The sequence below is a fragment of the Acidovorax sp. KPB24-07 genome (assembly GCF_057543315.1).
In genome coordinates, this window is sequence record NZ_BAAJYS010000056.1 from 1 (window position 1) to 18,757 (window position 18,757).

Genomic DNA, 18,757 nt, shown 5'->3' on the forward strand with positions numbered 1-18,757 from the left:
GCACCTTCGCCAGCGTGGCCAAGGACACCCAGTCGGCGCTGGTGCCCTTCCTGCTCAAGGGCGTGGCCGATGCGGCCAACCCGACCGCCATGTTCCAGCCCGACCGCATCCACCCCAAGGCCGAAGCCCACCCGGCCATGCTGGCCAACGTGTGGCCCGAGCTGCGCAAGCTGCTGCGCTGACGGGCGGCGCCCTGGCGGGCCCGGTCGCCGGGCCGAGCGCCTGGACCTGGGCCGGCGGTGCGGCTGCAGCGGGCCGTTAAGGGATCAGGCCGCAGGCGCGTTGCCGTCGGCGGGCGGTGCGCTCTGCTGGCCGTCGTCCTGCGCGGGGCCTTCCCGCGGGTCGTCCTTGCGGTGGGACTTGGCTTGCGCCTTCTCTTCCTTTTTCTTCTTCTTGGCGAGCTCGCGCTGGCGCTTTTCGTATCCGTAGTTGGGTGTTGCCAAGGTAGTACCTTCCTGAATTGAAGCGGTCAATGTAACAGCATGCCCTCAAGGCCCCGGGTCTTCCGGCCGCTGCGCCACACCGGGCGCAGCCACCGGGCTCCCCAGGGCGTCAGGGTGCGGGAAAGGCATGCGCCAAGGCCTGCGCCAGATCGCGGCGGAGATCGGCTTCGGCCTCCAGCCCGATCGAAAAACGGACCACGGTGCCGGGCACGAGCTGCGGCGTCGGGCGGCTGCGCATGGTCGCCAGTTCGTACGGCACGACCAGGCTCATCGGTCCGCCCCAGCTGTAGCCCAGCTTGAAATATTGCAGCCGGTCGCAGAAAGCGTCCACCTGCGCCTGGGAATACCGCGCATCGATCACCACGCTGAACAGGCCCGCCGCGGCGCCGTCCCCGCCATCTGCCGCGCACAGCGCACGCCATTGGTCGTGCCCGGGCGATCCCGCCAGCGCGGGGTGCAGCACCTGGGCCACCGCGGGCTGCCCAGCCATCCAACGGGCGAGCGCGCGCGCCGCCACGTCGTGGGCGCGGTAGCGCAGGCCGATACTGGGCAGCGAGCGCAGCACGGATTCGACGTCGTTCGCGCCCACGCCCAGCCCCAGGCGCATGTGGCACAGCTTCATGCGCAGGTGCAGGGCCTGGTCACGCGTGACGATGCTGCCCATGAGCACGTCACCGCCGCCGCTGGGGTATTTGGTGAGCGCATGCACCGACACATCCACGCCCCACTGGCCGTCGCCCCGCAGGTCGAACGGCGCGAACGCCAGACCCGCGCCCCAGGTGTTGTCCAGGGCGCAGACCACGCCGCGCTCGCGGCAGATGCGCACCTGCTCGATCAGGTCGGGGAACTCCAGGGTCACCGAGCCCGGCGCCTCCAGCCACACCAGCCGCGTCGCAGGCGTGATCCGGGCGGCGAGGTCGGCAGGGTCCATCGGGTCGTACAGCACGTGGCGGATGCCGTAGTGGGCCAGCTCCACCTCGGCCAACGCCTTGTTCGGGCCATAGGCGTTGTCGGGAATGAGCACCTCGTCGCCGGCGCGCAGCAGCGCCAGTGAGACATTGGCGATGGCGGCGAGGCCACTGGGCACCAGCAGGCACTGCTTGCCGCCCTCCAGTTCGCACAGTCGCTCTTCCAGCTGGTAGCTGGTGGGGGTGCCGTGCAGGCCGTAGGTGTAGCTGGTCTTGTCCTTCCACTCGCGGGCGCGCATGGCCGCCACATTGGGAAAAATGACCGTGGAGGCCTTGTAGACCGCAGGCTGCGGCGCGGCGAAGCCCGCAGGGGGCACGTAGTCGTGGTGGACGATGCGGGTGGCGAGGTCGGCGGGTGAAGTCATGGGCGCCATGGTAGCGCCCGGCGCACCCGCCGAGGGTGGGCTGGATGCGCGCGGTGGAATGGCCGTGGCACCCGTGCCGGGTTGGCAGAAGCCGGGCCGGAGATCAGCCGGCGCTGGAGATGGTGAGTTGGTTGACCACCGAGTTCACGCCCTGCACGTTCTGGGCGATGTTCGTGGCGCGCTCGCTGGCCTGCTTGGATTTGACCGGACCGTTCAGCGTCACGATGCCGTTGCGGGTGTCCACGTCGATCTTGACGGCACTCAGTTCCGCGTCCTGGGCCAGGCCGGCGGACACCTTGGCCGTGATGCCGGCATCGTCCATCACCGCGGCGGCGCGCTCGGCGGCCTGGCGGGTCGCATCGCCAGCCTCGTTGGCGGCGGCTTCCATCTTGCGCTGGGCGTCGGAGGCCACCTGGCCGCTCTTGGCGACGGCGGAGTCGATCTGCTGGCCCACCGTGCGGTCATCGGCCTTGTCGCAGGCGGCCAGTCCGAAAGCCAGCAGCGTGGCCGAAAGAATGCTCACCATCCGGTGGGAGGGGCTTTGGGGAGTACGGGTTTCGTTCATGGGAGGCCTCCTTGCAGGAAATGGGGGAATCTGGTGGGCACTTTAGGTTGGCAGCGCCCTGCACCCGGTGGGAAGGCGCCGAAGCTCGCGTAGGACAAGGCAGTCGAGAGGCCGCTGGCGCCCCGCTCCCGCCGCGCGACAATCGCGGGATGCGTCTGCAGTCCCTTTCCCGATGGTTTCCTTTCCTGGCCTGGCCCCGTCCGGGCCGCCACCTGATGCGAGGGGAGTTCTGGGCCGGGATGACGGTCGGCCTGATGCTGGTGCCCCAGGGGGTGGCCTACGCAGCGCTGGCGGGCATGCCGGTCATCACCGGCATCTACGCGTCGCTGGTGCCCGCGCTGATCGCGGTGCTGTGGAGCTCCTCCACCCGCCTGGGCGTGGGGCCCACCGCGCTCACCAGCCTGCTGATCGGCGCCTCGCTCACCGGGCTGGCGGAGCCCGGCAGTGCGCACTGGGTGGCGCTGGCCGCCTGGATGGCGCTGCTGTCGGGCCTGCTGCAGATGCTGCTGGGGGTGGCTCGGTTCGGCTGGCTGCTCAATCTGGTCACCTCGCCCGTGCTCAACGGCTTCACCCAGGCGGCGGCTCTGCTCATCCTGGCCTCCCAGTTGCCGGACCTGCTGGGGCTGCGCACCACCTGGAACGCGCTGGCCGTGTCGCCGTCGCTGCACCATTTCGACCTGACGGCCGCGGCTTTCGGCCTGGGCAGCCTGGGGCTGCTGGTGGCCGCGCGGCGCTGGCGCGCCACGTTTCCGGCGGCCATCGTGATCGTCGGGCTGGCGGCCCTGGTCAGCTTGGCCATCGGCTATGCCGACCACGACGGCGCCGTGGTCGGCCACCTGCCCGCCGGGCTGCCCCAGCCCTACTGGCCCGGCTGGCTGTCGTGGGACGAGTTCGGCGCGCTGGTGCTGCCGGTGCTGGTGGTCACGCTGGTGAGCTTCCTGGAGACCGCCTCCAGCGCCAAGGTCGAACACCAGCAGGGCGGCACGCGCTGGAACGAAAACCAGGACCTGATCGCGCACGGCCTGGCCAAGATGAGCTCGGGGCTGTGCGGCAGCTTCGCCACGAGCGCGTCGTTCTCGCGCTCGGCGATCAACCTGTACGCGGGCGCCAAGAGCGGCTGGGCCACCCTTTTCGCCCTGGCGCTGGTGCTGGCGGTGCTGCTGTGGCTCACACCGGCGCTGTATCACGTGCCCCATTCGGTGCTGGCGGCGGTGGTGGTGACGGCGGTGACCAGCCTCATCAAGCCCGGCACGCTGCTGCGGTTGTGGCGGGTGTCGCGGGTGGAGACGGCCATCGGCGGCGTCACCTTCGCGCTGACCCTGGCGACGGCCCCCCGCATGTACTGGGGCGTGCTGGTCGGCCTGGTGCTGAACCTGGGGCACTTTCTCTACCAGCGCCTGCACCCGCGCATCATCGAGGTGTCCCCGCACCCGGACGGCAGTCTGCGCGACCGCCACCTGTGGCTTTTGCCCCCCATCGCGCCGGGGCTCTTCGCCCTGCGGATGGATGCCGAACTGGACTTCGCGTCCGCCGCGGCCCTGGAACGCCGCATCGCCGAGCACTGGGCTGCCCATCCGGAGATTCGGCACCTGTGCCTTTTTGCGCAACCCATCAACCGCATCGACGTGACCGGCGTGGAAACCTTCGCCCGCCTGCGCACACTGGCCGCCTCCCGCGGGGGGCAACTGCACGTGAGCGGCATCAAGCTGCCCGTGGAGCAAGTGCTGCGCCGGGCGGGGCTTCTGGAGGCGGGACCGGGCCTCGCGCTCTACCGCACGGATGCGCAGGCACTGGCGGTGTTGCAACAATTAACGGAATGAGCCAGGATCGCAGAGGCCAGAAGCCACCCCCGCTGCTACACTCGGTGCATACTGTTTGTTGCATTTTGTGACTGAATCTGCGACCCCTCAATTCGTGAACCTGCGCGACCTGCGCCTGACGACAGCGCATGCGTTGGTTGCACAGGCCGCGGGCTCGGAAGCTGCTTTGCCCTCCGACACGCCACTGCACTACCTGCAGGGCTTGATCGATGGCCTGTGCGAGCTGTCGCTCAAGGATCCCCTCACCGGGCTGGCCAACCGGCGCCACTTCCGCACCGTGCTGGAGCGCGAGATCGACCGCGTCACCCGCGCGGGCGAGGCGGCGCTGCTGCTCATGCTCGACATCGACAATTTCAAGCGGGTGAACGACACCTACGGCCATCTGGCCGGAGACATCGTCCTGCAGTCGGTGGCGCGCACCCTGAACGGCTGCGTGCGCCCCATGGACACCCTGGCCCGGTACGGCGGCGAAGAGTTCGCCGTGGTGCTGCCGGCCTGCCAGGCGGGCTTCGGCCGCGTGGTGGCGGAACGCATCCGCCGCGCGATCGAGCGCACGCCGGTGCGCATCTCGCCCTCCGTCGATCTCAACGTCACCGTCAGCATCGGCGGGGCTTTCGCCCTGCAGTGGATCCGCAGCACGACGCTCCTGTGGAGCGAACGTGCCGACAGCCAGCTCTATAAAGCCAAGATGGCCGGCCGCAACCGCGTCAGCATCGAAGAACAGCCGGACAGCACCGTCAGTGCCGAGGAGAAGAGCCTGCTCTTCGGCCCGCTATACACTCCGTCGGGATGGGGCGATCTGCCACCGCCCATGGATTCCACAGGCAGCGCCTATTGAAAGCCCAGAGATGACCGACGCGCTGTCCCCGCAACCCACCACACCCGCCGGCCCCAACATGCCTGCGCGCACCGCTAGCCCGCCGCCTGGCGCCCGCATCATCGCCATCACGAGCGGCAAGGGCGGCGTGGGCAAGACTTTCGTTTCCGCCAACCTGGCGGCCGCCCTCACCCGCCGTGGCCACCGTGTGCTCGTGCTCGATGCCGACCTGGGCCTGGCCAACCTCGACGTGGTGCTGAACCTGCACCCCAAGGTGACGCTGCACGACGTGTTCACCGGCAAGGCCGACCTGGACGATGCCGTGATCGACGCGCCCGGCGGCTTTTCGGTCGTACTGGCCGGCTCCGGCATGGTCGAGTACTCGCGCCTCACCCCCGAAGTGCGCAGCGAATTTTTGAACGTGATCCAGACGCTGGCACCGCGCTTCGACGTGATCCTGCTGGACACCGGCGCCGGCATCTCCGACGTGGTGCTGTTCTCGGTGTCGCTCGCGTCCGAGGTGCTGATCGTCGCCACGCCCGAGCCCACTTCCCTCACCGACGCCTACGCCGCGATCAAGGTGCTGGCCACGCAGCAAAAGCGCCAGCACGTGCGCATGGTGGTCAACCAGGCCGCGCGCCCCGGCGACGGCCGCGCCATCACGAGCCAGTTGCAGCAGGTGCTGGACCGCTTCGTGAGCACCGAATCGGGCCGCTCCATGCGCTTGCTGCACATGGGCGACATCCCGGCCGACACGTCAGTGCGCGATGCAGTCATGCGGCGCCAGCTGCTGCTGATGCAGATGCCCGGCTGCCCCGCGGCGCTGGCCATTGCCCAGCTGGCCAACAAGATCGACACCGCGCTGCTCACCCCCGCCAGTTAGCCGAACGCCGGGGCCACGCCGTTGGCCGTCCGGCCCGCCTGCCATGCCCGAGTCCACCGTGAACGACGTTCTCAATATCTCCTGCTACCTGTTCGTGCCCCTGCCGGACGCGGCCGAGCTGCGCGACGTGCTGCACGCGCGGGCCGAGGCGGCCCACCTCAAGGGCACCATCCTGCTGGCCGAAGAAGGCATCAACCTGTTCCTGGCCGGGCCGTCGACGGCGGTGCGCGGCTTCATCGAGGCGTTGAAGACGGACGAACGCTTCGAACCCCTGGCCCCCAAGGAAAGCTGGTCGGCCAAGCAGCCGTTTCGCAAGATGCTGGTGAAGGTCAAGCGCGAGATCATCCGCATGGACCACCCCACCATCCGCCCGTCGAACGGCCGGGCGCCCGCGGTCGACGCACCCACACTGCGCCGCTGGCTGGCGCAGGGGCACGACGACGCGGGCCGGCCGGTGGTGACGCTGGACACGCGCAATGCCTTCGAGGTGGACCAGGGCACGTTCGACAACGCCATCGACTGGCGCATCGACAAGTTCACCGAGTTTCCGCCGGCGCTGCGCGAGCACAAGGCCGAGTTCGCGGGCAAGACGGTGGTGAGCTTCTGCACGGGCGGCATCCGCTGCGAAAAGGCCGCCATCCTGATGCGCGAGGAAGGCATCGAGAACGTCTACCAGCTCGAAGGCGGCATCCTCAAGTACTTCGAGGAAACCGACGGGGCGCACTACCACGGCGGCTGCTTCGTGTTCGACGAGCGCCGGGTGCTGGCGAACGACCTATCGACGCAGCCGGAATCAGCCACAGAGCCGAACGCTATCAAAATGTGAGCTGCCGGGGCATGCTTTTCTAGGGCATCGGGCTGCTTTGGCCCGATTTTTCAGTTCAAGGCTTGAAGTGCCGCTCCGGCAGCGGAATCCATTCGGTCTCGCCGGGCACGTGGCCCATGCGCTGGGCGTCCCAGTCGTCGGCGGCCTGCACGATGCGGTCCTTGCGGCTCGACACGAAATTCCACCAGATGTGGCGCGGGGCATCCAGCGCGTCGCCGCCGATCACCATCAGCCGCACCGCCCGGTCCGGCGCGCGCAGCGCGGCGCCGGCGCCCGTCTCCAGCACGGCCAGCGTGTGGGCCGCGAACGGCTCGCCGTCGAGCAGCAGGTCGCCGTCCACCGCATAGATCGCCATTTCCTGCGCCAGGGGTGGCAGGGTCAGCGCACCGCCGGCGGCCAATTGCACGTCGAGGTACAGCGTGGGCGACAGCGTCGCCACGGGCGAGGTATGGCCGAACGCCTGGCCGATCAGCACGCGCACCGTGGCGCCTTCGTGCGACAGCTCGGGAATGTCGGCGGCCGGCGTGTGCACGAAGCTGGGTGCATCGTCCTCGCTGGCCATCGGCAGCGCCGCCCACAGCTGGATGCCATGGTTCACGTAGCTGCGGTCGCGCAGCGCATCGGGCCGCCGCTCGGAATGCACGATGCCGCGCCCCGCGGTCATCCAGTTGATGGCACCGGGTTCGATCTGCTGCAGCGAGCCCAGGCTGTCCCGGTGCACGATGGCACCGTCGAACAGGTAGGTGACGGTGGCCAGGCCGATGTGCGGGTGGGGCCGCACGTCGTATTCGGACGCCGGCTCCACGGTCACCGGCCTGAAATGGTCGAAGAAGACGAAGGGCCCGACGGAGCGGCGCTGCAGCGATGGCAGCAGCCGGCGCACGGTGAATCCGCCGCCCAGGTCCTTGTCGTGCCCCTTCAGGATGGCCGGCCCGCTCATGGCATGCGCTCCACGGCGGTGGTGATCTCGGTGGTGACGCTGGTCATCAGCTTGTGCACCGGGCACTTGGCGGCCACGGCTTCCAGCTCCGCGATCTGGGCGTCGGTGAGATCGCCGCTCACCTGCAGGCGGGCGGCCAGGCGGTAGGTGCCGCTGCGCTCGGCCGAGGCGTCGCGGTCGATCACCGTGCGCACGTCGTCCACCGCCATGCCCTTTCGGCGCGCGTACCACAGCACGGTGAGCGCCTTGCACGCGCCGAGCGCGGCGTCGTACAGGTCGTGCGGATTGGGGCCGGTGTCATCGCCGTCCTCGGCCACGGTGCCGTCCACGACAAGGCGATGCCCGCGAACCGTCAGGGTCTGCGCCAGCGGTGCGCCGGCAATGCGCCGCAATTCGAGGGTCATGGGAAGGCTCCGGTGAGGGGAGGGATCGAGAGGGGATGGGCCGGCCAATCTATCAGCCGTGCAGGCGGCGCGCAATCTCCGCCACGCGTGCGCCGTACGACCGGCCCGTGTCCAGGTCGCCCTGGAGCATCTCCTGCACGCTGGCGTCGGAGGGCGACTGGGCCAGCACGCCGACCGAGCCGCCCAGGTTGTTCAGGTCGTTGCGGGTGGCGGCCTTGGAGTTGCTGGGCAGCAGGCCCAGGCTCACCCAGATGCCGCCGTGCTGCGACGCCAGGGTGTGCAGGTAGGCCAGCGTGCCCTGCTTGTCGCCGTTCAGGCTGGCGCTGTTGGTGAAGCCGCCGAACACCTTGTCCTGCCAGCTGCGGCCGAACCAGGCCTTGGAGGAGGCATCGGCGAATTTCTTGAACTGCCAGCTCGGGCCGCCCATGTACGTGGGCGTGCCGAACAGGATACCGTCGGCCGCCTGCAGGGTGTCCCAGCCGCCCTCGGGCAGGTTGCCATCGGCATCGATGGCGACGAGCTGCGCGTTCGCGCCTTCGGCCACGGCCTGGGCCAGGCGCTGCGTGTGGCCATAGCCGGAATGAAAGACCACTGCGATTTTTGCCATGATGAAGAACTCCTCGAACGGGTGGTTGGATAAAGAAAAAAGAGAGGGGACAGGGAGAAAAAGAAAACGAAAGTCGGCCGATTCTCAGGCCGCCAGGTCGAACACCAGCACTTCCGCCTGCGTGCCCTGCCCGAACGCCAGCAGGGGCTCTTGCTCGGCAAAGGCCGCGTCGCCGGCCGCCAGGTCAAGCCCGTTGACCTGCAGCGCCCCGCGCACCAGTTGCACGTAGCCCTTGCGGCCGGGTGGCAGCGCCAGCGTGGCGGCCTCCGACCCATCGAACAGGCCGGCGTACAGGCGGGCATCCGCGTGGACGGTGAGCGAGCCGCACGCGCCATCGGGCGAGGCCAGCAGCCGGAGCACGCCGCGCTTGTCCGCATCGGCGAAGGTCTTTTGCTCGTATTCCGGGGCGATGCCGCGGGCATCCGGCTCCAGCCAGATCTGCAGGAAATGGGTGGAGCGCCCGGGGGCATGGTTGAACTCGCTGTGCGTCACGCCGGTGCCGGCGCTCATGCGCTGCACGTCGCCCTGGGGAATGCCCCGCACGTTGCCCAGGCTGTCCTTGTGCGCCAGTTCGCCGCACAGCACGTAGCTCAGGATTTCCATGTCGCGGTGGCCGTGGGTGCCGAAGCCGGTGCCCGGCGCGATGCGGTCTTCGTTGACGACGCGCAGGCTGCCATAGCCCATGTAGCGGGGGTCGTAGTAGCCGGCGAACGAAAAGCTGTGGTACGACTGCAGCCAGCCATGGTCGGCATGGCCCCGGTCTTGGGATTTTCGGACGGTCAGCATGGGCAGGAGGTGTTCATTCGGTGCAGCGACTTTAGAAGCAGGGTGCGGCTTGCAAGCCCAAGCGGATTGACGGCATCATTCAAAATCTTTGAAGCCCAGCCGCACCCAACATGCAAAACGCCCGCGATGCCCTGACCCCCGACAGCCTAGCGATGCTGCAGGTCATTGCCGACACCGGCAGCTTCGCCGCGGCGGCGCGTCGGCTGGGACTGGTGCCCAGCGCCCTCACCTACCGCGTGCGCCAGATCGAGGACGCCCTCGACGTGCTGCTGTTCGACCGCAGCGCGCGGCAGGCGCGCCCGACGGAGGCCGGTACCGAACTGCTGCGCGAAGGCGCTCGGCTGCTCGAAGAAGTCGACGCGGTGGCGCACCGCGTTCGCCGCGTCGCCACGGGGTGGGAGCCGCAGCTGACCATCAGCGTGGACGGCATCATCTCGCCCACCACCCTGCTGGAACTGACCGAGGCGTTCTACGCCATGGAGCCGCCCACGCGGCTCAAGCTGCGCACCGGCATCCTGTCGGGCACGCTGGAGATGCTGACCTCGGGCCGGGCCGACCTGGCCATCGGCGTGGCGGTCAACGCCTCCACCGTTTCCGGCCTGCAGCAGGAGACGATGGGAGAGGTGGAGTTTCTCTACGCCATCGCGCCCCACCACCCACTGGCCGCTGCGCAGGAGCCCATCACCGACACCGTGCTGCGCATGCACCGTGCCGTGGCCGTGGCCGATTCCGCGCAGCGCGGCAGCGTCACCATGGGCCTGCTCGGGGGGCAGGATGTCTTCACCGTGGACAGCATGCAGGCCAAGCTGCAGGCGCAGCTGCGCGGGCTGGGCGGCGGGTTCATCCCAGAGCCCATGGCCCGGCCCTATCTGGAGGCGGGGCGCCTCGTGACACGCCGGGTGGCCCGCGCACGGCGCAACGTGCAGCTGCACTACGCCTGGGGCGGACCGGGCCACAGCGCGCCGGGCCGGGCGCTGCAGTGGTGGCTGTCCCAACTGCAAAGCCCCGCCACGCGCAAGGCACTGCTCGAAAACCATCATCATTTCTAGCGCACGAAGCCGCGCGCCAAGGGCGGCGCGTGTAGAGTGGGCCTTGTTTCACTGCTCCTGAACTTCGCTTCCGAAAGGCTCGGCCCCATGCCCCCAGCACCTGCCCAACGATCCAAGCAACGGCTGCGACGCAGCCCCTCCACGGAGACCCCATCCCCCCAGACGCCGCCCTCGGCGCAGGCCCGCCGCTTCGCCGTCATCGGTGCCGGCATGGCGGGCATCGTGTGCGCCCGCACGCTGGTCCAGGCAGGCCATGAGGTCACGGTGTTCGAGAAGGCCCCCAATGCCGGTGGACGCACCACCACGCTGGATACGGCCTTCGGCAGCTTCGATGCCGGCGCGCAGTATTTCACCGTGCGCGACTCGCGCTTCGAACGGGCCCTGGAAACCGTGCCCGGCCTGTGCCGGCCCTGGAGCGCCAACACCGTGCGCGTGCTCGACGCGGCTGGCCGCGTGGCCGCCGCAGCACCCCCGCCCGGTGAGCCGCACTGGGTTGCCAGCCCTGGCATGCAATCGCTGGTGGATGCGTGGTCGCGGCCGCTGTCGCAGGCCGGCCGCCTGCTCACCGGCTGCCGCGTGACCCGCATCGAACGCGACCCCATGGACGGCAAGCGCTGGCAACTGCGCACCGAGTCGCCCGATGGCGCGGCGCAGGTGCACGCGGGGTTCGACGCGGTGCTGCTCGCGCAACCTTCGGTGCCGGCGCTGGCACTGCTGCAGGCCTCCGGCACCGCGTCGGGCACGACCGTTGCGCCATCGCTGCACGCACCGCTGGCCCAGGTCACCATCGCCCCCTGCTGGACCCTCATGCTGGCGTTTCCCCAGGCGGTGCGGCCGGGCCTGACCACGCTGGGACCGCAGTGGAACGCGGCGCGCAGCACCCACCACCGCATCGCCTGGCTGGCGCGCGAGTCCTCCAAGCCCGGGCGCGGCCCGGTGGAGCGCTGGACCGTGCAGGCCAGCCCCGCGTGGTCGCGGGAGCACCTGGAGGACGGCGAAGCCCGGGTGCAGGCCAAGCTCACCAAAGCGTTCTCCGAGGTGACCGGCATCCGCGCCGAGCCCGCGCACGCCGAGGTCTGCCGCTGGCGCTATGCGCAAACGCTCGCGCCGCTGGGCCGCTCGCACCTGTGGGATGCCAAGGCCGGCATCGGCCTGTGCGGCGACTGGTGCCTGGGCCATCGCCTGGAAGATGCGTTCGTCTCGGGACTGGAACTCGCCCTCGCGGTGGCATGACGCTGGGCGCCCTCTCCCGCTACATCGGCCGTTTCGCGCCGTCGCCCACGGGCCCGCTGCATGCGGGCTCGCTGGTGGCGGCGCTGGCCAGTTGGCTGGACGCGCGCTCGGCGTACGGGGGGCGCGGCGGGCAATGGCTGGTGCGCATCGAAGACGTCGACACCCCGCGCTGCGCGCCCGGGGCCGACGCCATCATCCTGTCCCAGCTGGCCGATTGCGGCCTGCTGCCGGATGGTCCGGTGATGCGGCAATCGGAGCGTGGCCTGCCATACCAGCAAGCGCTGGACCGCCTGCTTGCCCAGGGACAGGCTTACCCCTGCGCCTGCTCGCGCAGCGACATCGAGCAGGCCCAGGCCCGGCTCGGCCATGTCCGCCAACCCCATGTGGAACTGCCCTACCCCGGCACCTGCCGCGGCGGGCTGCAGGGTCGGCCGGCACGGTCCTGGCGGTTCCGCGCATCGGAAATTCAGAAAAAATCACCGCCCCGTTCAGGGCCGTGCGAGCGCGATGCGGGGCCTTCGGTCGCGCGGGACGGCGTGGTATGGGAAGACCGCCGGCTGGGCGTGCAATCGCAGGACGTGGCGGGCACGGTCGGCGACTTCGTGCTGCGCCGCGCCGATGGGCTGTGGGCCTACCAGCTCGCCGTGGTGGTGGACGATGCCGACCAGGGCATCACCCACGTCGTGCGCGGGGAAGACCTCGCCGACAACACGCCGCGCCAGATCCTGCTGCAGCACGCCCTCGGCCTGACCACGCCGCGCTACCTGCACACGCCGCTGGTGTATGCGCCCGACGGTGCCAAGCTCTCCAAGCAGCACGGCGCGCCGCCGGTGGACACGCGCGAACCCGTCAAGGCGCTGGCCGCCGCCGCGCACCAGTTGGGCCTGCCGCCGCTGGTGCGGCCAAACGACACCCCGGTCGGCCATGCGCTGGCGCTCTGGGCGCGGGCATGGTCCGGAATCTACAATCGCTCACCGTGACAGAAACGCAATTGCCCCTGGCCGATGCCGGCCCGACGAATCCCCCCGAGCAGCGCCCTGCGCGCGCGGGCGGCGGTGCCCCCGCCGACGTCCCCTATCCCAAGACCATCAAGAGCTATGTGCGCCGCGCAGGCCGCACCACCACCGGCCAGGCCAAGGCCTTCGAAGAGCTGGGCCCCCGCTTCGTGCTGGACTACGCACCCCAACCCATCGACGCACCCGCCGTGTTCGGCCGCAGCGCCCCGCTGGTGCTGGAAATCGGGTTCGGCATGGGCGAGGCCACCGCGCACATTGCCGGCGTGCGCCCGCAGGACAACTTCCTGTGCTGCGAGGTGCACGAGCCCGGCGTGGGCGCGCTGCTCAAACGCATTGGCGAGCAGGGCCTGGCCAACATCCGCATCCTGCAGCACGACGCGGTCGAGGTGATCGACCACATGGTGCCGCCCGGCACGCTGGATGGGATCCACATCTTCTTTCCCGATCCGTGGCACAAGAAAAAGCACAACAAGCGCCGCCTGATCCAGCCGCCGCTGGTGGCCAAGCTGGCGGCCCGGCTCAAGCCGGGCGGCTACCTGCATTGCGCGACGGACTGGCAGCCGTACGCCGAACAGATGCTGGAGGTGCTGTCGGCCGAGCCCCAATTGGCCAATACCGCTGACGGCTACGCGCCGCAGCCCGACTACCGCCCCCTCACCAAGTTCGAAAACCGTGGCCTGCGCCTGGGGCACGGTGTATGGGACGTGGTGTTCGTGCGCCGAAGTTGACCGCATGACTGCAGAATCGACGCATCCATGAAGCCCATTCTCGACAACCTGGTCGAAATGACCGGCCACCGCGACCATCTTCGGCTGGAGGTGTCGGTGCTCTCCACGCTCCAGAAGCTGCCCGCGATCAAGGCGGTGCGTGCGCTCGAAATCTTCAAGGACGATGGCATTCCATACGTGCGGCCGCGCACCTGGTGCGACCAGGGCCAGATGGTGTCGACCAACTCCGAAGCGGCGGCCGATTCCCGCCGCGAGCCCCTCACCCAATACGCCGCGCTGCACGAGTGCATCTTGCAGAAGGAGCGGCGCGCGCTGCATTCGCTGCGCAAGGGCGAGCACACGCTGTGGATGCCGGTGTGGATGCACGACGAGGTGCACGCCTGCATCGAGGTGACGCAGTCGCGGCCGTTCTCGGTGCACAAGCTGGACGTGATCCAGAGCGTCTTCTACGTCTACCAGAACTACCAGAGCCTGCTGGACTACAGCGAGCGCGATGCGCTCACGGGGCTGTTCAACCGCAAGACCTTCGACGAGCAGTTCGCGCGCCGCGCGGGCGTGTCCGGCAGCGTGCGCATCGCGGCCGACGAGATGCTCGCGGACGGAGACGGTGCCGACACCAGCGAGCCGCTGCAGCAGTGGCTGGCGGTGGTGGACATCGACCACTTCAAGCAGGTCAACGACCGCTTCGGCCACCTGTATGGCGACGAAGTGCTGATCCTGATCGCCAACATCCTGCGCTCATCCTTCCGCAGCCACGACCGCATCTTCCGTTTCGGGGGCGAGGAGTTCGTGGTGCTGCTGCGCTCGACCACGCTGTCGACCGCGCACAAGGTGTTCAACCGCTTCCGCCTGGCGGTGCAGGAGTACAACTTTCCGCAGGTGGGCCGGGTCACGGTCAGCCTGGGCTTCGTGTGCACCGACCGCGGTGCGCCGGTCGAAATCCTGGGCCAGGCCGACCAGGCCCTCTACTTCGCCAAGGAAAACGGCCGCAACCGGGTGTGCTACTACGACGAGCTGATCGACCAGGGCCACCTGCACACCAAGGTGTCCAACGACGACGTCGAACTGTTCTGACCGGCCGGCCCTGCGGCTGGCCAAACAACAAAGGCCCGCGATGCGGGCCTTTGTTTTTGCGGCGCCCTGAAAATCAGAGGCGTTCGCCCACCCAACCTTGCACGGATGCCAGCGCCGCGGGCACCGCGGACGCATCGGTGCCACCGGCCATGGCCATGTCAGGCTTGCCGCCGCCCTTGCCGCCGACCTGCTGGGCCACGAAGTTGACAAGCTCGCCGGCCTTGACCTTGCCCACGCTGTCGGCGGTCACGCCGGCCGCCAGCTGAACCTTGTCGCCATCGACGGCCGCCAGCACGATCACGGCAGACTTGAGTTTGTCCTTGAGCTTGTCCATGGTGTCGCGCAGGGTCTTGGCATCCGCGCCGGGCAGTTGGGCCGCCAGCAGCTTCACGCCCTTGATGTCCACCGCCTGGGCGAGCATCTCGTCGCCCTGCGCCGAAGCGAGCTTGCCCTTGAGTGCGGCCACTTCACGCTCCAGCCCCTTCACCTGGTCCAGCGTCTGGCCGATGCGGCCGTTCAGCTCGGCCACCGGTGCCTTCAGCACGCTGGCCGCACGGGTCACGGTGTCTTCGAGTTGCTGCAGATAGGCCAGCGCGTTGCTGCCGGTGACGGCCTCGATCCGCCGCACGCCGGCTGCCACGCCGCCTTCGGCCACGACCTTGAACAGCCCGATGTCGCCGGTACGCGCCACGTGCGTGCCGCCACACAGTTCGCGGCTGGTGCCGATGTCCAGCACCCGCACGCTTTCGCCGTACTTCTCGCCGAACAGCATCATGGCGCCGGTCTTCTGGGCCGACTCGATGTCCATCACGCGGGCGCCGGTGGGGGTGTTGGCCAGGATTTCCTCGTTCACGCGGCGCTCGATCTCGCGGATCTGCGCATCGGTCACCGGGGCATTGTGGGCAAAGTCGAAGCGCGTGCGCTCGGCGTTCACCAGCGAGCCCTTTTGCTGCACATGGCTGCCCAGCACTTCGCGCAGGGCCTTGTGCATCAGGTGGGTGACGGAGTGGTTGCGCATGGTGGCGGCGCGCAGCGCCGTGTCCACCTCGGCCGTCACGGTGTCGCCCACGTTCAGGGTGCCCGCTTCCAGGCTACCGTGGTGACCGAACACGTCGGCCTTGATCTTGAGCGTGTCGGCCACCGCGAAGCGGGCCGAGCCGCTGGCGATGACGCCCTGATCGCCCACCTGGCCACCGCTTTCGGCGTAGAACGGCGTGGTGTCGAGCACCACGACGCCCTCCTGCCCCGAGCGCAGCGCGGCCACACCGACGCCGTCCACATAGATGGCAGTGATCTTGGCGGTCTTCTCGGCCAGTTGCTCGTAGCCGGTGAAGCGGTTGACGTCGCCGGTGTACTCCAGCGCCTTGTCCATCTTGAACTTGCCGGCCGCGCGGGCCTGGGCCTTTTGCTTGTTCATGGCTTCGGCGAAACCGGCCTCGTCCACGGTCACGCCGCGCTCGCGGCACACGTCGGCCGACAGGTCGAGCGGAAAGCCGTACGTGTCGTGCAGCTTGAAGGCCACATCGCCGGGCAGCACCTTCGCGCCGCCGGCCAGGGCGGCGTCCAGGATTTCCATGCCGTTGGCCAGCGTCTCGAAGAAGCGCTCCTCTTCGGTCTTGAGCACGTCGGTGATGCGCTGCTCCTGCTCGCGCAGCTTGGGGTAGGCGTCGCCCATCTGCTGGGCCAGGTCCTTGACGAGCTTGTGGAAGAAAGGCGTCTTCTGGCCCAGCTTGTAGCCATGGCGGATGGCGCGGCGCACGATGCGGCGTTCGACGTAGCCACGGCCTTCGTTGCTCGGCAGCACACCGTCCACGATGAGGAACGAGGTCGCGCGGATGTGGTCGGCGATCACCTTCAGCGACGGGTTGGACAGATCGGCCGTGTGGGTCTCGCGGCCCGCGGCCTTGATGAGCGCATCGAACAGATCGATCTGGTAGTTGCTGTGCACATGCTGCAGGATGGCGGCCAGGCGCTCCAGGCCCATGCCCGTGTCCACGCATGGTGCGGGCAGCGGCTTGACGGAGCCGTCCTCGGCCATGTCGAACTGCATGAACACGTTGTTCCAGATCTCGATGAAGCGGTCACCGTCCTCGTCAGGGCTGCCGGGCGGGCCGCCGGGGATCTCGGGGCCGTGGTCGTAGAAGATTTCGCTGCAGGGGCCGCAGGGGCCCGTGTCGGCCATCATCCAGAAATTGTCGGACTTGTAGCGGCCGCCCTTGTTGTCGCCGATGCGGATCACGCGCTCGGGCGGCAGGCCGATTTCCTTCGTCCAGATGTCGTAGGCCTCGTCGTCCTCTTCGTAGACGGTGGCCAGCAGGCGTTCGGCCGGCAGCTGATAGACCTCGGTGAGCAGTTCCCAGGCCCACTTCAGCGATTCGCGCTTGAAGTAGTCGCCAAAGCTCCAGTTGCCCAGCATTTCGAAGAACGTGTGGTGGCGGGCCGTGTAGCCCACGTTCTCCAGGTCGTTGTGCTTGCCACCCGCACGCAGGCAGGCCTGGACGGAGGTGGCGCGCTGGTAAGGACGCTTGTCGGTGCCCAGGAACACGTCCTTGAACTGCACCATGCCCGAGTTCGTGAACATCAGCGTCGGGTCGTTGCCCGGCACGAGCGGGCTCGACGGAACGATGGTGTGGCCCTTCGACGCGAAGAAGTCGAGGAAAGTCTTGCGGATGTCTGCGACGCTGGAAGTGGGCTGGCTCATCTTGGAATCTGGTGGGGTGCCGAGGTGCCTCAACGCATGTGAGGCCCATGAAGTCCCGGCGAGGGCTGGGGACGTCGATTATAGGTTTCGGGGCATGCCGGAGGGCGGCCCGCCCTATTGGGCAGCGCGGCGCCCGCCCAAGGCGCCGGAGATCGGCCCTGCCCTGTCCTGCGGGTCTTCCGCGCCCTGCCCCGCCCGGCGCGGGCCTGCGGCTCAGCCGTCCGCGCGGTTCGTGTAGCTGGCGTTGCCCAGGCCCGTGCCCACGGTGAGCACGGCCCAGTGTTTCACGTCGGTGGTAAAAGGCAGCTCCGACAGGCCCTGCACCACCGCATCGTTGTGCAGGCAGACCTGCGTGCGGCCCTGGCCGATGTAGGGCAGGCGCTCGCACAGGTCGCGCGGCAGGTGAAAACGGATGCTCTCCCAGTTGCCCGGCAGGTTCTGCGTGCCGCCCGCCAGCGACCCGTCTTCGCAGACCAGCCCCGGGCAGGCCACGCCGACGTAGGGCGCGAGGCGGATGTTTTCCTTCTCGGCATGGGCCACGAGGTCTTCCAGCATCTCCGCGATGCCTTCGACCAGTTCGTCGCGCTTGGGGGCGTCGTCGGCATGGCCCCACTTCTCGCGGATCAGCACCTCGGCCTTGGACATGTCGGGCGCGCTGTGCAGGTGGGTCTGCACGATGCCGCAGCGCACGTTGGTGCCGCCGATGTCCACAGCCAGGATGGCGTCGTAGCTCTGCAGCAGCGCCGGCGGCGCCAGGTGCACCCAGCCGATCAGGCCACCCTCGTCCGCGTGGTGGTGCAGGGTGCGCAGTTCGACGGAGGTCTTTTCCTTCTTGAGGATTTCGGCGGCCCGGGCGATGGCCCTCTCGCCCACTTCGCTCTGGTGAAAGCCCCCACCGATGATCACGCGCTTCACGCCGCGCCACGTCTTGTGCTTGAGAAAGCACTGCACCACGTGGGACAGCTGCAGCGCGTAGTCCTCCGAGGCAGCCTCGATGGCGCGGGCGGCGGTGCCGTCCTTTTCGAGCAGCTCGTCCAGGCGCTGCTTGCTGATCTCGCGCGTGGGCTTGCTGCCCAGCGGGTCCTTGCCGGCCATGTCGGTATAGAGCTTGCGCCAGGCATCGAGCATTTCGCGGAAGGCGGTGCGGCTGGCGTTGTCGCCCACAAAGCCGTCGCCGTCGCGCAGCTCCAGGCTGTACCCGTCGATGGTGACCGAGGCCAGGCGCAGGTCGCCGTGCGGTCCCAGCACGCACAGATCGCGCTGCGCCTTGATGTCCTTCTCGCTCACGGCCGGACCGGCGGGTTTGTCTTTTTCTTTCTCTTTGTCTTTGGATGCCATGCGTTCCCTGAATCGGATGCGGGCCCGCGGCGCGGGCGACCCGCCGATGGTGGCTCGACCGGGCCCCGGCCCTCCGTCAGCCAAGACGCCCTTTGTCGTCGGACAGTGCCGCGATGCACACCCGGCCCCACAAGTCACAAAAACGTGATCTGCTACGAATTTAGTAGCAATACAGGCATGAAATCCGCCGGCAT

The 18,757-nt window shown here is 68.8% G+C and carries 18 protein-coding genes and 1 pseudogene; 10 read left to right on the forward strand and 9 right to left on the reverse strand.

The window, feature by feature from the left end:
- A pseudogene (locus tag AC27IQ_RS09110) lies at positions 1-182 on the forward strand (arylesterase); the annotation flags it as partial.
- Between the two features lie 84 nt (positions 183-266).
- Here AC27IQ_RS09110 and AC27IQ_RS09115 read toward each other — a convergent pair.
- The 3 genes from AC27IQ_RS09115 to AC27IQ_RS09125 form a co-directional block, all read right to left on the reverse strand.
- Complete coding sequence (locus AC27IQ_RS09115; protein ID WP_284399897.1) at positions 267-443, reverse strand: hypothetical protein; 177 nt, start codon at positions 441-443, stop codon at positions 267-269.
- A gap of 109 nt (positions 444-552) precedes the next feature.
- The gene (locus AC27IQ_RS09120) at positions 553-1,776 is read right to left on the reverse strand and encodes a PLP-dependent transferase (RefSeq protein WP_284431195.1); all 1,224 of its coding nucleotides are present in this window, start codon (positions 1,774-1,776) and stop codon (positions 553-555) included.
- A 103-nt stretch (positions 1,777-1,879) separates the two neighbouring features.
- Positions 1,880-2,341: a BON domain-containing protein gene (locus AC27IQ_RS09125; protein ID WP_284431196.1), complete on the reverse strand. Its 462-nt coding sequence runs from the start codon at positions 2,339-2,341 to the stop codon at positions 1,880-1,882.
- A 149-nt stretch (positions 2,342-2,490) separates the two neighbouring features.
- On the opposite strand from AC27IQ_RS09125, the gene AC27IQ_RS09130 reads away from it, so the two are divergent.
- Genes AC27IQ_RS09130 through AC27IQ_RS09145 form a run of 4 tightly spaced genes read left to right on the forward strand, consistent with a single transcriptional unit; the run spans position 2,491 to position 6,687 of the window.
- A complete protein-coding gene (locus AC27IQ_RS09130) occupies positions 2,491-4,161 on the forward strand; it encodes a SulP family inorganic anion transporter (RefSeq protein ID WP_487089280.1) in 1,671 nt (556 codons plus the stop codon).
- Between the two features lie 55 nt (positions 4,162-4,216).
- Entirely contained in the window at positions 4,217-4,999 is a 783-nt protein-coding gene (locus AC27IQ_RS09135) for a GGDEF domain-containing protein (protein WP_372588176.1), read from the forward strand.
- Between the two features lie 10 nt (positions 5,000-5,009).
- Entirely contained in the window at positions 5,010-5,861 is an 852-nt protein-coding gene (locus AC27IQ_RS09140; RefSeq protein ID WP_272569360.1) for a MinD/ParA family protein, read from the forward strand.
- Between the two features lie 43 nt (positions 5,862-5,904).
- Positions 5,905-6,687, forward strand: coding sequence for a sulfurtransferase (locus tag AC27IQ_RS09145; protein ID WP_487089281.1), 783 nt, complete (start codon positions 5,905-5,907; stop codon positions 6,685-6,687).
- Between the two features lie 55 nt (positions 6,688-6,742).
- On the opposite strand, the gene AC27IQ_RS09150 is transcribed toward AC27IQ_RS09145, so the two are convergent.
- The 4 genes from AC27IQ_RS09150 to AC27IQ_RS09165 all read right to left on the reverse strand — a co-directional run bounded on the left by AC27IQ_RS09150 (position 6,743) and on the right by AC27IQ_RS09165 (position 9,424).
- Complete coding sequence (locus AC27IQ_RS09150; RefSeq protein WP_487089282.1) at positions 6,743-7,627, reverse strand: pirin family protein; 885 nt, start codon at positions 7,625-7,627, stop codon at positions 6,743-6,745.
- The gene (locus AC27IQ_RS09155; RefSeq protein ID WP_272569354.1) at positions 7,624-8,031 is read right to left on the reverse strand and encodes an OsmC family protein; all 408 of its coding nucleotides are present in this window, start codon (positions 8,029-8,031) and stop codon (positions 7,624-7,626) included. The genes AC27IQ_RS09150 and AC27IQ_RS09155 overlap by 4 nt, the downstream gene beginning before the upstream one ends.
- 52 nt (positions 8,032-8,083) lie before the next feature.
- Positions 8,084-8,638 (reverse strand): flavodoxin family protein, encoded by a 555-nt coding sequence (locus AC27IQ_RS09160; RefSeq protein ID WP_272569353.1) that lies wholly within the window; start codon positions 8,636-8,638, stop codon positions 8,084-8,086.
- An 84-nt stretch (positions 8,639-8,722) separates the two neighbouring features.
- On the reverse strand, positions 8,723-9,424 hold the full coding sequence (locus tag AC27IQ_RS09165; RefSeq protein WP_284431200.1) for a pirin family protein: 702 nt from the start codon (positions 9,422-9,424) through the stop codon (positions 8,723-8,725).
- A gap of 110 nt (positions 9,425-9,534) precedes the next feature.
- On the opposite strand from AC27IQ_RS09165, the gene AC27IQ_RS09170 reads away from it, so the two are divergent.
- From AC27IQ_RS09170 to AC27IQ_RS09190, 5 genes are all read left to right on the forward strand, one after another.
- Positions 9,535-10,473, forward strand: coding sequence for a LysR family transcriptional regulator (locus tag AC27IQ_RS09170; protein WP_272569350.1), 939 nt, complete (start codon positions 9,535-9,537; stop codon positions 10,471-10,473).
- 87 nt (positions 10,474-10,560) lie between these two features.
- Positions 10,561-11,706: an NAD(P)/FAD-dependent oxidoreductase gene (locus AC27IQ_RS09175; protein ID WP_487089283.1), complete on the forward strand. Its 1,146-nt coding sequence runs from the start codon at positions 10,561-10,563 to the stop codon at positions 11,704-11,706.
- Positions 11,703-12,686 (forward strand): tRNA glutamyl-Q(34) synthetase GluQRS, encoded by a 984-nt coding sequence (gene gluQRS, locus AC27IQ_RS09180; RefSeq protein WP_487089284.1) that lies wholly within the window; start codon positions 11,703-11,705, stop codon positions 12,684-12,686. The genes AC27IQ_RS09175 and gluQRS overlap by 4 nt, the downstream gene beginning before the upstream one ends.
- A complete protein-coding gene (gene trmB / locus AC27IQ_RS09185; RefSeq protein ID WP_284431203.1) occupies positions 12,656-13,450 on the forward strand; it encodes a tRNA (guanosine(46)-N7)-methyltransferase TrmB in 795 nt (264 codons plus the stop codon). Before gluQRS ends, trmB begins: the two co-directional genes overlap by 31 nt.
- 27 nt (positions 13,451-13,477) lie before the next feature.
- Positions 13,478-14,524 carry a GGDEF domain-containing protein gene (locus AC27IQ_RS09190; protein WP_284431204.1) on the forward strand — a complete coding sequence of 349 codons (1,047 nt, stop codon included), beginning with the start codon at positions 13,478-13,480 and terminating at the stop codon, positions 14,522-14,524.
- A gap of 73 nt (positions 14,525-14,597) precedes the next feature.
- On the opposite strand, the gene alaS is transcribed toward AC27IQ_RS09190, so the two are convergent.
- On the reverse strand, positions 14,598-17,225 hold the full coding sequence (gene alaS / locus AC27IQ_RS09195) for an alanine--tRNA ligase (protein ID WP_284431205.1): 2,628 nt from the start codon (positions 17,223-17,225) through the stop codon (positions 14,598-14,600).
- 213 nt (positions 17,226-17,438) lie between these two features.
- The gene (locus AC27IQ_RS09200; RefSeq protein ID WP_317354334.1) at positions 17,439-18,563 is read right to left on the reverse strand and encodes an ROK family protein; all 1,125 of its coding nucleotides are present in this window, start codon (positions 18,561-18,563) and stop codon (positions 17,439-17,441) included.
- Positions 18,564-18,757 lie beyond the last annotated feature (194 nt).